Source organism: Tessaracoccus sp., assembly GCF_016714275.1.
GTDB lineage: Bacteria > Actinomycetota > Actinomycetes > Propionibacteriales > Propionibacteriaceae > Arachnia.
In genome coordinates this window covers 94,558-107,224 of record NZ_JADJNP010000001.1, presented here as the reverse complement: position 1 = coordinate 107,224, position 12,667 = coordinate 94,558, and the positions used below count along the sequence as shown (strand labels likewise).

14 protein-coding genes are annotated in these 12,667 nt (G+C 67.7%); 7 read left to right on the top strand and 7 right to left on the bottom strand.

The genetic code is table 11. From position 1 onward, the window contains the following. Positions 1 to 34: 34 nt before the first annotated feature. Positions 35 to 1,564, top strand: coding sequence for an arylsulfatase (locus tag IPJ61_RS00505; protein ID WP_297101961.1), 1,530 nt, complete (start codon positions 35 to 37; stop codon positions 1,562 to 1,564). Here IPJ61_RS00505 and IPJ61_RS00500 read toward each other — a convergent pair. From IPJ61_RS00500 to IPJ61_RS00475, 6 genes are all read right to left on the bottom strand, one after another. Next, on the bottom strand, positions 1,509 to 3,311 hold the full coding sequence (locus IPJ61_RS00500) for a glycoside hydrolase family 3 protein (RefSeq protein WP_297101959.1): 1,803 nt from the start codon (positions 3,309 to 3,311) through the stop codon (positions 1,509 to 1,511). The genes IPJ61_RS00505 and IPJ61_RS00500 overlap by 56 nt on opposite strands. 14 nt (positions 3,312 to 3,325) lie before the next feature. Continuing rightward, complete coding sequence (locus tag IPJ61_RS00495) at positions 3,326 to 4,879, bottom strand: glucoamylase family protein (protein WP_297101956.1); 1,554 nt, start codon at positions 4,877 to 4,879, stop codon at positions 3,326 to 3,328. A gap of 14 nt (positions 4,880 to 4,893) precedes the next feature. After that, positions 4,894 to 5,724 (bottom strand): carbohydrate ABC transporter permease, encoded by an 831-nt coding sequence (locus IPJ61_RS00490; protein WP_297101954.1) that lies wholly within the window; start codon positions 5,722 to 5,724, stop codon positions 4,894 to 4,896. 3 nt (positions 5,725 to 5,727) lie between these two features. Beyond that, a complete protein-coding gene (locus tag IPJ61_RS00485) occupies positions 5,728 to 6,675 on the bottom strand; it encodes a carbohydrate ABC transporter permease (protein WP_297101952.1) in 948 nt (315 codons plus the stop codon). Positions 6,676 to 6,677: 2 nt separating this feature from the next. Continuing rightward, positions 6,678 to 7,970 (bottom strand): sugar ABC transporter substrate-binding protein, encoded by a 1,293-nt coding sequence (locus tag IPJ61_RS00480; protein WP_297101950.1) that lies wholly within the window; start codon positions 7,968 to 7,970, stop codon positions 6,678 to 6,680. A gap of 157 nt (positions 7,971 to 8,127) precedes the next feature. After that, complete coding sequence (locus tag IPJ61_RS00475) at positions 8,128 to 9,144, bottom strand: LacI family DNA-binding transcriptional regulator (protein ID WP_297101948.1); 1,017 nt, start codon at positions 9,142 to 9,144, stop codon at positions 8,128 to 8,130. 101 nt (positions 9,145 to 9,245) lie between these two features. Here IPJ61_RS00475 and IPJ61_RS00470 point away from each other — a divergent pair, with 101 nt between their 5' ends. Both IPJ61_RS00470 and IPJ61_RS00465 read left to right on the top strand, forming a co-directional pair. Next, complete coding sequence (locus IPJ61_RS00470; protein ID WP_297101946.1) at positions 9,246 to 9,605, top strand: DUF1707 SHOCT-like domain-containing protein; 360 nt, start codon at positions 9,246 to 9,248, stop codon at positions 9,603 to 9,605. Between the two features lie 70 nt (positions 9,606 to 9,675). Then, complete coding sequence (locus IPJ61_RS00465; RefSeq protein ID WP_297101944.1) at positions 9,676 to 10,503, top strand: neutral zinc metallopeptidase; 828 nt, start codon at positions 9,676 to 9,678, stop codon at positions 10,501 to 10,503. 112 nt (positions 10,504 to 10,615) lie between these two features. Here IPJ61_RS00465 and IPJ61_RS00460 read toward each other — a convergent pair whose 3' ends face one another. Then, entirely contained in the window at positions 10,616 to 10,900 is a 285-nt protein-coding gene (locus tag IPJ61_RS00460) for a YciI family protein (protein ID WP_297101943.1), read from the bottom strand. A gap of 141 nt (positions 10,901 to 11,041) precedes the next feature. On the opposite strand from IPJ61_RS00460, the gene infA reads away from it, so the two are divergent. From infA to rpsK, 4 genes are all read left to right on the top strand, one after another. Next, the gene (infA, locus tag IPJ61_RS00455; protein ID WP_068749455.1) at positions 11,042 to 11,263 is read left to right on the top strand and encodes a translation initiation factor IF-1; all 222 of its coding nucleotides are present in this window, start codon (positions 11,042 to 11,044) and stop codon (positions 11,261 to 11,263) included. 206 nt (positions 11,264 to 11,469) lie between these two features. Next, positions 11,470 to 11,583, top strand: coding sequence for a 50S ribosomal protein L36 (rpmJ, locus tag IPJ61_RS00450; RefSeq protein ID WP_002514836.1), 114 nt, complete (start codon positions 11,470 to 11,472; stop codon positions 11,581 to 11,583). A 250-nt stretch (positions 11,584 to 11,833) separates the two neighbouring features. Continuing rightward, positions 11,834 to 12,208, top strand: a complete 375-nt coding sequence (gene rpsM / locus IPJ61_RS00445) for a 30S ribosomal protein S13 (RefSeq protein ID WP_297101937.1) — start codon at positions 11,834 to 11,836, stop codon at positions 12,206 to 12,208. Between the two features lie 45 nt (positions 12,209 to 12,253). Next, a complete protein-coding gene (rpsK, locus tag IPJ61_RS00440; protein WP_297101936.1) occupies positions 12,254 to 12,661 on the top strand; it encodes a 30S ribosomal protein S11 in 408 nt (135 codons plus the stop codon). Positions 12,662 to 12,667: the final 6 nt, after the last annotated feature.

Sequence of the window (12,667 nt, the reverse complement as noted above, 5' to 3'; positions counted from 1 at the left end):
TGGACGCCCCATGATCTCCGGAAGCAGCGAAGCCATGAAGGACCGCCCGAACATCATCCTCATCTGCGTCGACCAGATGCGCGGCGACGCGATGAGCGGCGTGGGCCATCCGGTGGTGCGGACGCCCTATCTCGACGCCATCGCGTCGGGAGGAACCACCTTCGTGCACGCCTATTCCGCAACGCCCACGTGCGTGCCGGCACGGGTCGCGCTGCTGACGGGCAAGTCGCAGGAGGAGCACGGCCGCCTCGGCTACCGGGAGGGCCTCCCGTTCGGGCAGCTCTATCCTGTCACGATGCCGGGCATCCTGCGGCAGCACGGATATCAGACACAGGCCATCGGGAAGATGCATGTCTCTCCGGAACGCGAGCGCGCCGGGTTCGACGATGTGCGGCTTCATGACGGGTTCCTGCATCACGCGCGACGGAAGTCCGGGCGGAACCTCGCCGCCATCGACGACTACGTCACCTGGCTGCGGCGGCAGCCGGGCATGGCGTCCGCGGCGGAGACCGACCACGGCGTCGGCTGCAACTCCCTGATGGCGAGGCCGTGGGACAAGCCTGAGGCGCACCATCCCACGAACTGGGTCCTGTCAGAGGCCACGGAGTGGTTCCACCGGCGCGACGTCACCGACCCGTTCTTCCTCTACCTCTCCTTCCACCGGCCGCATGCCCCGTTCGATCCTCCCGGCTGGGCCCTTGACCAGTATCTCCAGGCCGGCATTCCGGAGCCGCCTGTCGGGGAGTGGGTGGAGGACTTCGCCGAGCACCGGCGCGACCACGAAGCCGAGGGTATGTTCGGACGCCAACACCCCGACGTGCACCGCCGGGCGGCCGCCGGCTACTACGGCTTGATCACGCACATCGACCACCAGCTGAATCGTCTGGTGGAACTGCTGAGCGACTTCGACCTGCTCGACAACACGGCCATCCTCTTCGTCTCCGATCACGGAGAGATGATGGGCGACCACCACTTCTACCGGAAGTCGGTCGGCTACGAGGGCAGCGCGCGGGTGCCGTTCATCGTCCGCCTCCCCGGCGGACGCGCGGTGCGACCGAGGAGCGACGCCGTCGTCGAACTCCGCGACGTGATGCCGACGGTGCTCGACATCGCGGGCATCCCCGTCCCGGACGGCGTCGACGGAGCGAGCGTCCTCCCATTGATGGCTGAGGCTGAAGATGCGCCCGGCTGGCGCACCGAGATCCACGGCGAGCACGTCTACGAGGTGTTCGGCAACGAGTCGATGCAGTGGGTGACCGATGGGCACCGCAAGTTCATCTGGTTCTCCGGCTCGGGCGTCGAGCAGTTCTTCGACCTCGACGCCGATCCGCAGGAGCTGCGCAATCTGGTCGCGGAGGCGTCGCGGGCCGAGGAGGTCGCCGACTGGCGCGAAAGGCTTGTCGGGTACCTCACAGGCAGGGAGGAAGGCTACGTCGTGGACGGCGCGCTGCTCGCCGGGCGCCCCGCTCAGACGGAGTTGAGCTGGGTGCGCCGGGCGGCGGGCTCACCTAGGCCCGGAACAGCGGGTCGGCGAGCCCGACCTGATCCTCCGGGTGATTCCTGACGTCCGCCATGGACCGGGGGAGGTCGAAGGGCAGTCGCCCGACGGGCGCGATCCTTCCCGTCAACGCGTCGACGAGCGCGTCGTCGCTGGTGCCGTAGTTGGCCGTGAGGACCGTGGCGAGGCCGACGAACGGCGTGAGGACGGCCGGCCGGTCGAGGAACACATCGACGACGAGCGGGCACTGCGCGGCGATCCGGGAGAGACGCACCGCGAGGCCGGGGCCGAACTCCAGCGAGCCTTGGTGGAACCACGCCTCAAGGAAGAGGTCGTCTCGAGGTTCCCAGGGCGCCCGGAGCCGAACGATCGCGAGATCCGCGTCCTCGGGACGCTGCACCACGTCGCCGAGCCGCGCGGCCGCGGCGGGAGACATGCCCTCGACGTAGACGCGGGGTCGGCCGGTGAGGGGCAGGTGCTCGGCGCCAGCAAGGACGGTGAGGGAGGCCGCCTGCGCCTCGTGGCCCGCCGCGACGAACTCCGGACATCCGAGGACGTCGGCGGCGGCGTCCTCGTCCACGTAGGGGTCGTCGAAGAGGCCGAGCCTGAACTTCACGGCGAGGATCCGGCGCGCGGACTCGTCGATGCGGTCCTCGGAGACCCGCCCCTGGGCGACGAGATCGGCGAGCAGCTCCACGCACTCCTCTCCGCCGAACTGGTCGCACCCCGCCTCGATCAGCAGCTCCATCCTGCCGTGGGGATCGAGGTGCTCGACGCCCCACGCACGTGCGGGCAGCACCTGGGTACCGACGTGGTTGTCGTTGACCAGCTCCCAGTCGGAGACGACGACGCCCTCGAAGCCGAGCTCGCGGCGGAGCAACTCGGTGACGATGGGACGGTTGTAGCCGAACCCCACCTCCTCGGCGCGGATGCCGCGGAGCGTGAGGCCGATCGGCTTCGAGTAGTAGGGCATGACGGCGCTCACGCCCGCCGCGATGGCCGCGGGGAAGGGCTGGAGATGGGCCTCCTGGCTCTGCGACGGGTACGCGGCCTCGGCGCCGTAGGGGAAGTGTGAGTCCTCACCGTCCTTGATCGCGCCGCCGCCGGGGAAGTGCTTCGCCGTGCAGGCGACGCTGCCGGCGCCGAGCTCCTCACCCTGCATCCCCTCGATGTAGGCGACACCGAGTTCGGTGGCGAGGCTCGGATCCTGGCCGAAGGTCTGCGCTTGGCGTGCCCAGCGCGGCTCGGTCGCGAGGTCGAGGGTGGGGTGCAGGGCGGCGCGGATGCCGACGGCGGTGTACTCGCGCCGCGCGATGGCGGCGAACCGACGCACACCTGCAGGGTCGCGCAGGGCGGCGAGGCCGATCATCTCGGGCCACTGGGAGAAGCTTCCCGCCGCGAAGCTGGCGCCGGCGTTCTCCGCGAACGAATGGCGGGGGTCGCTGGAGATGGTGACGGGGATGCCATGCGACGTCTCCTCCGCGAGTTCCTGAACGGCGTTGTGCCAGCGGGCCGCGTCGCGGGGGCTCCCGAGCTTGTGGACGTTGAAGTGGGTGAGGTGCTTCTCCTTGACCACCGTCGACGTGGCCGACTTGCTGATCGCGCCCGCACCCTCCAACACCGATCCATCGGGTCCTGCCTCGATGACGGTCTGGAACATCAGGCCGATCTTCTCCGGGAGGGAGAGCCGGCCAAGGAGGTCGTCGACACGTTCGGACACGGGGAGTCGAGGATCCTCGAAGGGATCCATGGTCCCGTTGCGGTTCAGGTCGCGGTAGTGGACACCGGAGGGATCGGTGTGGAGGGTGAGCATCGTTGATTCTCCTGTCAGTCGAGCGGGGCGAACACCTCGGGCGCGATCACCGGACGTACCCGCGCGGCCACCTCGCCGGCGGTGAAGTACCGCCTGATGTTGCCGTCGGCGAGCACGTTGCCCAGCGCACCGAGGATCATCGACTGGTCGAGGGAGAGGTGTCGTCGTGCCACCTGACCAGACCGTGTCGCGATTGCATCGTAGAACCCTCCGCGGCCGTAGGAGTCGAAGTCACGCTCGATCCGGACGAGATTGTCGTAGGCGTCCTTCGGCTCGTGCATCATCGCCAGGAAAGCCGCGTGCGGCGTGACCACTCCGTCGCCGAAGTCCGGCTTCGGGTTCGTGAGCCAGTGGAAGTCGGTGTGCTCGACGTCGGAGAAGTAGCCGTCGGGGCGCATGCCGAGGGCGTCGACCCCCCATTCCGCATATCCGCCGAAGGGGTCGCTTGCGGGGGAGAACCCCCAGTAGCCGTACTCCGCGAGACCATGCGCGCGCTGGGTGGCGACATGGCGGGGGTGGTTCTTCCCCCAGGACTTCGGTGCCCAGGTCGTCTCGGGCACGAACACCGACGGCATCAGCTCCTCGAACATGGATCCGCCCCAGCCGGGAACGGTCTGCATTCCCAGATAGTCGTAGGCGCCTTCGAAGACCTCGACGCCGCGATAGGTGTGCCATTCGCCGACAGGCGTCATCTCCTGCCAGTCCCAGTCGGGCGGGAACGTCCGCCAGGACTGGAAGTAGGACTCGGCAGGCACCTGCCTCTTGGCGATGCCGAGATAGGTGGTGATCCTCGTCTCGGAGACGACGGTGTCGTAGTGATGGTCTCTCGTGTACCAGACGGGCCTTCCCTTACCGATGAGGTTGCGCTCGACGGTGGGCGGTGGTGCCGTCAGTCGTGTGGGCTCGGTGAGGTAATAGCCGCCATAGTTGAGGTAGGGGCGGGGGTGAGTGGGATCGGCGAAGACGTCGAAGCGCATCTTCTCGAAGAGCCGTCCGGCCAGCTTGCGGTTCTGGCGGTCCCCGTTCCGCACCACGAGCAGCGCGGCGCCGAGCCATGCCGCGTCCACGCTGGAGACGAAGGGCTCCACGGGATTGCCGTCCTCGGGCCATTCGAGGATGACGGAGCCGTCGCGTGGGTCGTACCAGTTGAAGTACATTCCCGCCTCGTCGTGATGCTCCATCCGATCCAGCGTTCGCAGGGTCTGCCGAATGCGCGCGGAGGCTTCCTCCCGCGAGATGATGCGGAGGTCGCGGGCCGCGAGCGTGCTCCACAGGTAGCCACCGATGTTCGTGGGGGAGGTGTAGGCGGCCGTCTTCTTCAGGTTGCCTGTGACGCTGTCGGACACGAGGCCCGTGCGGCGATCGGTCATCGCTGCCATCGAGCGCCAGGTGTCTCGGGCCCACCTCATGAGGGTGGCCTTGTCCGGGCGCGTCGGCTTTCGGGGCTTTGGCCGCTTGCCGTGGGCCTCGGCGGCCACGGGGAGGGCGGCCAACGCCGTCGCAGCGATGCCGCCGCTCAGGACGGTGCGGCGATTGAGGGGAGGAAGGGGGAACGGTGAGGAGGGCATTGGTGCTCCTAGGGTTACTTGATACCGGTGGTGGCGATGCCTTGAATGAACCGCCTCTGGAAGATCAGGAAGACGACGAGTACCGGCAGGACGACGACGGTCGCGCCCGCCATGAGCAGGCCGTACTCGGTCTGGTTCTGTCCCGTGGAGTAGAGCGCGAGGGCTACGGGAAGGGTGTAGGTGTCATTGGTCTGCGCCACGACGAGCGGCCAGAGGAAGTTGTTCCAGCTGCCGAGGAACGTCAGGATGCCGAGGGTCGCGAGCGCGGGTCCGAGGAGGGGAAGGATGATTCGCAGGAAGATCTGGATCTCTCCGCTGCCGTCGATCCTGGCGGCCTCGACCAGCTCCTTCGGGAGCCCGCTGATGAACTGCCTCATCAGGAAGACGCCGAAGGGGCCCACGAGGAACGGAAGGATGAGGCCCGGCAGCGTGTTCACCAGACCCATGTTGGCGACGAGGACGAACAGTGGCACGAAGGTGACGACGCCGGGGATCATGAGCGTGCCCATGATCAGGGAGAAGATGAGCTTCTTCCCCCGGAAGTTCAGCATGACCAGCGCATAGCCGACCATGGAGCAGAAGAGCAGGTTGGCCGTCGTCACGGCGACCGCAACAACGGTTGAGTTGGTGAAATAGACGTCGAAGGAGAGCCGACTGAACAGCTGCGCGAAGTTGTCGAGCGTCGGGTTGTTCGGCCACCAGGTGGGCGGAGTCTGGCGCAGCTCGGAGCTGGTCTTGAACGCGCCGAGGACCATCCACACGAACGGCGTGATGACCAGCAGCAACGCCACGGTGAGGACGAGGTAGAGCCACCAACGGCGGCGGAAGCCGGTTTTGGTTGCCATGGGTCAGTCCTTCTCGGAGAGGAAGCGGAACTGGACGACGGTGACGATCGCGATGACCAGGAAGATGAGGTAGCTCAGCGCGGCCGCGAAGCCGTAGTTGCCGAAGCTGAACTGCTGGTAGGTGTACATCGATGCGGAGATGGTGGAGTTCAACGGACCGCCGTTGGTCATCACGAACGGCTCCTCGAAGAACTGGAGATAGCCGATGGCCGTAGTGACCGAGACGAACAAGATGGTGGGGCGGAGGATGGGAACGGTGACGTTGAGGAATCGCTGCCAGGTGGAGGCGCCGTCGATGGCCGCGGCCTCATGCAGTTCCTCGGGCACCGATTGCAGGCCGGCGAGGAAGATGATCATCGCGGTGCCGAAGTTGCGCCAGACCGCCATAGCGATCAGCGACGGCATTGCCCAGGTGGTGGATCCCAGCCAGTTCGGGCCGGTGATCCCGACCCATCCCAGGACCGTGTTGACGAGCCCGCTCTCGGGATGGAGCAGGAACCGCCAGACGACGGCCACCGCCACGATGGACGTGATGACCGGGGTGTAGAAGCCCAGCCGGAAGACGGACCGGAGCCTGGTGATCCCGCTGTTCAGGGCGATGGCGGCGGCGAGCGCCACCATCAGGGTCAGCGGGACGCCCACGATCACGAAGAACCCCGTGTTGAGGGCGGCCTTCTGGAAGATCGGGTCGGTCAGCGCTTTCGCATACTGGTCGAGGCCGACGAAGTTGACGTCGAACGGGGTGCGCAGGTCGCGGTTGCGGATGTCGGTGAGTGAGAAGAACACCGACTGGATCACCGGCCAGGCTGTGAAGACCAGGAAGAGCAGCAGGAACGGCAGGGTGAGTAGCCACCCCGCCCGCTCCTCCAACCGCGCGCCCGGCGCGCGCTTGGAGGAGCGGACACTGTCCCTGCCGACCGGCGCCGACGGCGCCGTGGCGGGGGCGGACATGGCTAGCGACCGGTGCCGATGGAGTCCGCCTGGGCCTGGGTGGCCTGCATGGCCTCCTCGGCCGAGAGGCCCTGCTTGGCGACCTTCTCGATCTCACCGTCGAAGGCCTTCGCGACTTGCTCCCAGGAGGGGAACGACGGCGGGGCCTGCGCTGTCAGCAGCTGCTCGCCGAACTTGGCCAGCTTGGCGTCGGCCGTCAGGGCGGGGTCGTCCCACGCGGCCTGGACGGAGGGGAGGTCGCTGGTCAGGCCGTACCACTTGACCTGGGTCTCGGGCTGGCTCAGCCACTCGACGAGGGTCCATGCCGCGTCGCGGCTGTCGGTGTTCTTGAAGACGGCGAGGTTGGATCCGCCGATGAACGAGCTGCTCTTGGCGCCGTTGGCAGCGGGGATCGGAGCGACGTCGTACTTCTCGCCGAAGTTGCCGTCGCCGTCCTCGGCGGCGAAATCCTCGACGATGCTCATCATCCACGGTCCGGAGATGAACATCGGCACCTTGCCGCTCACGAAGTCGGACTCGGTCTGGCCCTGGGGCGGCTCGGGATCGGAGATGCCGTCGGCGAAGAAGGAGCCGTAGTAGTCGACCGACTCGATCATCTCCGGGGTGTTGAACATGTAGGCGTCGTCGCTGGCCACAGCGGCGCCGCGCGACCACGCGAACGGCATGACGGTCTGCCAGGAGCCGGTCTGGCCAGGCTGGAGGCTGATGCCCCACGTGACGCCGTTCTGCGACTTGACGGTCGCCGCGAGATCCTTGAACGCCTGCTGGTCGGTGGGGATCTCGGTCGCGCCCGCCTTCGCGAGGATGTCGGTGCGGTAGTAGACGAGGCGGGTCTCGACGTACCAGGGCACGCCGTAGGAGGTTCCGTCGACGACGGTGGTGCCGTGAGCGCCCTCGAAGAACACCGAGCTGTCGATGGAGCTCGGCGTCGGGTCCAGCGCGTCCATGCCTGCGAACTCGCCCATCCACGTGGTTCCGACCATGGCGACGTCCGGCGTCGTGCCCGCGGTGATCGAGTTGACGAACTTGTCGTGGGCCGAGTCCCAGGGGACAGGCGTGATGTTGACCTTGATATCCGGGTTCGCGTCCGTGAACTCCTTCACGAGCTCCGGGAGTTTCTCGCCTTCGGCGCCCATGGCCCACACGTCGAGAGTGCCGGCGGCGTTCTCGGTGTTGACGGCCTCGCCTGTCTTCGTGGGGGCCCCGTTCCCGGGAGCTTCGGATCCGCGGCCGCATCCCGTGAGCGTGATCGCGGCTGCAGCGGCCAGGGCAACGAACTTGTGACTGCGTCGCATCTGTCTCTCCTCAGTTGTCGCGGCCGTCGACTCGTCGCGACGCGGAGGCGGGCAGTACGCCCGAGGAACGTCGTTGAGCCTCGACCTGGTCGAATTACGTATGAAAGTAAGCGCTTACATCGACCGTACACCGACCTCATGGCGAGCGCAAGGCTTTTTAGGTGCAGCCGCAGGACTGGCGAAGGACCACCGATGTGGGCAGTCGACGGGGGTGACCCTCGTTCGGTGAGTTGCCCCGGAGGTGCTGGATGCGTTCGATGACGCGGCGGCCCAGCTCCCGGACGGGTTGCCGGACGGTGGTGAGTGCAGGCGTGACGTAACGGGCAGCAAGCATGTCGTCCCAGCCGGTCACAGAGATCTGCCGGGGGACGTCGATGCCGTCCTGGAGGAGGCGCCGCTGCACGGCGAGGGCGAGCTCGTCGTTCGCGCAGACAAGGCCATCCGTCTGCAGGTCCCCGGTGGCGACGAGGCTCCCGATGTGCTCGCCCTCGGCCTCGAGCGGCGCGCAGGCGATGGGATCGGCGCACGCGAGGCCGCGCTCGTCGTGCGCTGCGACGAATCCCTCGTGGCGTTCCCGGATGTCTGGAGCGAGGCTGGGGTCGCCGAGGAAGAGCAGTCGAGACCGATGGTGCTGGTCGAGGAGGTGTGCGGTCAGCTCGCGCGCGCTGGCATGGTTCTCGGTGGAGAGGCTCTCGACGCCGCCGTGGGAGTTGCCGGCGAAGGTGACGACGGGAATCTTCCGTCGGATGGCGTCGAGCGTCGTCTGGGAGACGTGGACGTTGCCCATAATGGCGAGCGCGTCGACGCGACCGGCAAGCCGGCGCGCGATGCCGTCGAGGTCTCCCTTGTCCTTCGTGAGGGTCACCATGACGCTGGCCCCGGTCTCGGCCGCCGCAGCCTCGAAGCCACTGAGCAGCTCCGCGTAGTAGGGCCCGCTCAACTCGGGCAGCATCAGGGCGTAGGCCTCGTTCTGCCTCGCGGCGAGGGCGCGGGCGGCGCCGTCGGGCACGTAGTTGAGTCGCTCGATAGCCGCGCGGACCCGCTCGCGGGTCCCCGGTGAGACGACCTCGGGCTTGCTCAGCGCTCGCGAGACGGTGGCGATAGACACCCCTGCGGCGTGGGCCACCTCGTAGATCGTGTGCCTAGCGGGGGCCTGCGTTGACTCCTGTGTCATGCCTGCTCCTTGCTCGTCGACGATGGTGTGAGGATTCACGTGCGCTGCGCGGCAGCTTACTTGCCGCGGGCACGCGGATCGCGCCACCTATCATGGTCCGCATGGCGTTGCCTCCCAGCTCGAAGTACATCCAGCGCTCTGCCGACCCCGTCGACGACACAGAGCGCGACTCGATCACGCGGCGGCTCAACGAGGCCTTCGCGGACGGGCGTATCTCGCACGACCAGTACGCCGCCGACATGGACCTCGTCTACGCGGCGCGGACGCTCGGCGAGCTCGTCCCGGTGATTGAGCGGCTGCCCGCCGCGGCGGACAACGTCCCCGCCATCGTCGAGCAGGGGAAACTCCCGGCGGGGCAGGTCGCGCCGTCGCGCGGCCTGGTCCCCGCGGCCATCATGGTCGGCGTGGTGGGAGTCACGCTGCTCGCGATGCTGCTCTTGCTGATCGCTTTCCTCTTCTGAGACGTGCATGGAGGGCAACGCGCCGCGCCGGTCCGCTGGTCCGGCACCCGGTCGGGGGAGGGCGCCGCTTTTGGCGGTCGTTCTGGCCGGCGCACTGGTCGCCGCAGGTCTTGCCTTGCTGCACCCGACAGTCCGCCCGGCCGAGGTGCCTCCCAGCGCTCCGCCGACTCCTTCGGTCGAGCCCTGGCGGCTTCCGCCCGTCTCCTGGGACCCGCTCCCCGAGCCTGACCCGACCTCGCCGCTGTTCGCCGCGCAGTCGGCAGCGATCAACGACGTCGTTCCCGTCGCCCTGACCGGATGCCCTGCGCCCGCCCGAGTCCGCGAGGTGGGAGAGTGGCAGGCCGCGGTGCAGGCCCAGTGGCACTGCGTCCACGCGGGGTGGCGTCCCGTGCTCGTAGAGTTCGGCCTCTCGACGCTCGAGCCTGCCGTCCACTTCTTCGTCGGCGACGGTTCGGACAGTGAGTGCGGTCACGTCGACGCTCCGGCGTTCTACTGCGCCGTCGGTACCGGCTCCGTGCACTTCGGCGACGGCCACCTCGCACAGGCGCAGTCCTGGGATCTCGCGGTCGCCGAGATGGTCACCCATGAGTACGGGCACCACCTGCAGGCACTGTTCGGGATCACCGCCAACCGACTTGTCGCACGGGGCGGTCTGCAGCTGGAGCGCAGATCTGAGCTCCAGGCGGTGTGCTGGTCGGCAGCGATGACGCGCCGCAACGACGCGGTGACCTTCGACCAGGCGGCCTACGACGGCTGGATCGCCCGCCTCGACCGGATGCGCGAGGACAGGGCGCATGGCACCCGCGCTTCGCTGCGTTACTGGGGCACCCGCGGCCTCTACGCCGAGACGATGGGCGACTGCAACACGTGGGTCGTCGAGTCTGACGCGGTTAGGTGAGCCCCGCTGGTCGAGCCGGACCGCGAGGAATGAGCGTCCGTGTCGCGCCGTACTGAGCCGACGCGCAAGCGAAGCGCGGCGTCGTGTCGAAGTGAAACCAGTGAGCCGGTGCTTAAGCGGCAAACACCCCTAGCACGGGGTTCCACTGCTCGACGCTGCGCTCCACGATCAGGCGCTCGGTCCAGAAGGGGTCCTGGTCCAAGAGGGTGACGACGGCGTCGGCGCTCTCGGCGCGGAAGATCAGGAGCGCGCCGGGCAGGGGAGAGCCGACGAGCGGGCCGGCAGCCAGCAGCGGTCCGTCGAGCAGAGTCCTCAGGTAGTCGCGGTGCGCGGGGCGGGTGGCGTCGAGCGCGGCGGCGTCCTCGACATAGGTGTACTGGACGGCGAAATGCAACATGGGGCGACTCTATCGGCTTCGATCCGGGCGCTCGGCGGGCGGTTTGGGTTCCGGGGCCACTGAGCGTAAAATGGCCGGTCGAACAGCCTCGGTGGCACCCGATGCCGCAGTCGTGAAGAGGCGAGAACAGAATGAGAGTTCATGGCGAAGAAAGAAGGAGCCCTCGAGCTTGAGGGCACCGTGGTCGAGGCGCTGCCCAACGCGATGTTTCGCGTCGAGCTGGCCAACGGCCACAAGGTTCTGACGACCATCAGCGGCAAGATGCGCCAGCACTACATCCGCATCCTGCCTGCCGACCGTGTCGTCGTTGAGCTGTCCCCCTACGACCTGACGCGTGGCCGGATCGTCTACCGGCACAAGTAGCCGACGCCGCCCCGCCATTGACGCGCCATCCCCGCTCGGGGAGGGCGCGTTTGGCGTTTTGTGGAATACCCGCGTGGTGGCGTAAGGTTGTGCGTCGGTCGTCTCTGCCCGGACGCGCTCGCGTGCCTGGGGCGATGGCCGAGATTCATCCAACACAAGATTGGGCGCGTCCGCGCTCCCAGTCGCCGATTGAAAAGGTTGCTCGAATGAAGGTTCAGCCGAGCGTCAAGAAGATCTGCGACAAGTGCAAGGTCATCCGCCGGCACGGTCGTGTGATGGTGATCTGCGACAACCCGCGCCACAAGCAGCGTCAGGGCTGACCCTGAGGCCGTGAGGCCTCGGGCGAGTAGAACACCGCGGAAGAGGGCAACCGCCCCGCTCCGCCGACAACTGAAGCAACGTGCACGCACGGGTCCCTCACGGGACCCCCACCCTTGGACGAAGGCCAAGGCCCCGTCGGCGCCCGAGAGGCACCACAGGCGACGAGGACGCGTCACGCCACACACCTTCGCGGTCCTGAGACCAGCCCCGAAAGGGCAGGGACCGAAAACCCAGGAAAGGTACCGCCTGATGGCACGCCTCATTGGTGTCGACCTCCCGCGCGAAAAGCGCCTCGAGGTTGCACTGACTTACATCTTCGGCATCGGAAAGACCCGTGCCGCCGAGACCCTCGCCGCCACCGGTGTGAGCGGCGATCTCCGAGTCCACCAGCTGACCGACGACCAGCTCGTCGCGCTGCGCGACCACATCGAGGCCAACTACGAGACCGAAGGTGACCTGCGCCGCAGCGTCGCCGCCGACATCCGTCGCAAGGTCGAGATCGGCAACTACCAGGGCCGCCGCCACCGCAGCGGGCTCCCGGTTCGTGGTCAGCGCACCCGCACCAACGCGCGCACCCGCAAGGGCAAGAAGAAGGCCGTCGCTGGCAAGAAGAAGGCGCGCTGACCCTGACGGGTTGGGCCTTCTCAGGACTCAAGGAGTAAAGACTTAATGGCTACTGCAAGCCGCAAGGCGGCCGCCAAGACCAAGGTGCGCCGCAAGGAAAAGAAGAACGTGCTCGCCGGCCAGGCGCACATCAAGAGCACCTTCAACAACACCATCATCTCGATCACCGACCCCACGGGCGCCGTGATCTCCTGGGCCTCCGCCGGCACCGTCGGTTTCAAGGGCTCCCGCAAGTCGACGCCGTTCGCTGCCCAGATGGCCGCCGAGGCCGCGGGCCGCCGCGCCATGGAGCACGGCATGAAGCGCGTCGACGTCTTCGTCAAGGGTCCCGGCTCCGGCCGAGAGACCGCGATCCGCTCGCTCGGCGCCGTCGGCCTCGAGGTTGGCGCGATCTCCGACGTGACCCCGGTGCCGCACAACGGCTGCCGTCCGCCCAAGCGCCGTCGCGTCTGAGCCCGA

Coding starts and splice junctions, on each gene's coding strand:
- IPJ61_RS00505 (WP_297101961.1), top strand. CDS start 35: ATGAAGGACCGCCCGAACATCATCCTCATCTGCGTCGACCAGATGCGC.
- IPJ61_RS00500 (WP_297101959.1), bottom strand. CDS start 3,311: ATGCTCACCCTCCACACCGATCCCTCCGGTGTCCACTACCGCGACCTG.
- IPJ61_RS00495 (WP_297101956.1), bottom strand. CDS start 4,879: ATGCCCTCCTCACCGTTCCCCCTTCCTCCCCTCAATCGCCGCACCGTC.
- IPJ61_RS00490 (WP_297101954.1), bottom strand. CDS start 5,724: ATGGCAACCAAAACCGGCTTCCGCCGCCGTTGGTGGCTCTACCTCGTC.
- IPJ61_RS00485 (WP_297101952.1), bottom strand. CDS start 6,675: ATGTCCGCCCCCGCCACGGCGCCGTCGGCGCCGGTCGGCAGGGACAGT.
- IPJ61_RS00480 (WP_297101950.1), bottom strand. CDS start 7,970: ATGCGACGCAGTCACAAGTTCGTTGCCCTGGCCGCTGCAGCCGCGATC.
- IPJ61_RS00475 (WP_297101948.1), bottom strand. CDS start 9,144: ATGACACAGGAGTCAACGCAGGCCCCCGCTAGGCACACGATCTACGAG.
- IPJ61_RS00470 (WP_297101946.1), top strand. CDS start 9,246: ATGGCGTTGCCTCCCAGCTCGAAGTACATCCAGCGCTCTGCCGACCCC.
- IPJ61_RS00460 (WP_297101943.1), bottom strand. CDS start 10,900: ATGTTGCATTTCGCCGTCCAGTACACCTATGTCGAGGACGCCGCCGCG.
- infA (WP_068749455.1), top strand. CDS start 11,042: ATGGCGAAGAAAGAAGGAGCCCTCGAGCTTGAGGGCACCGTGGTCGAG.
- rpmJ (WP_002514836.1), top strand. CDS start 11,470: ATGAAGGTTCAGCCGAGCGTCAAGAAGATCTGCGACAAGTGCAAGGTC.
- rpsM (WP_297101937.1), top strand. CDS start 11,834: ATGGCACGCCTCATTGGTGTCGACCTCCCGCGCGAAAAGCGCCTCGAG.
- rpsK (WP_297101936.1), top strand. CDS start 12,254: ATGGCTACTGCAAGCCGCAAGGCGGCCGCCAAGACCAAGGTGCGCCGC.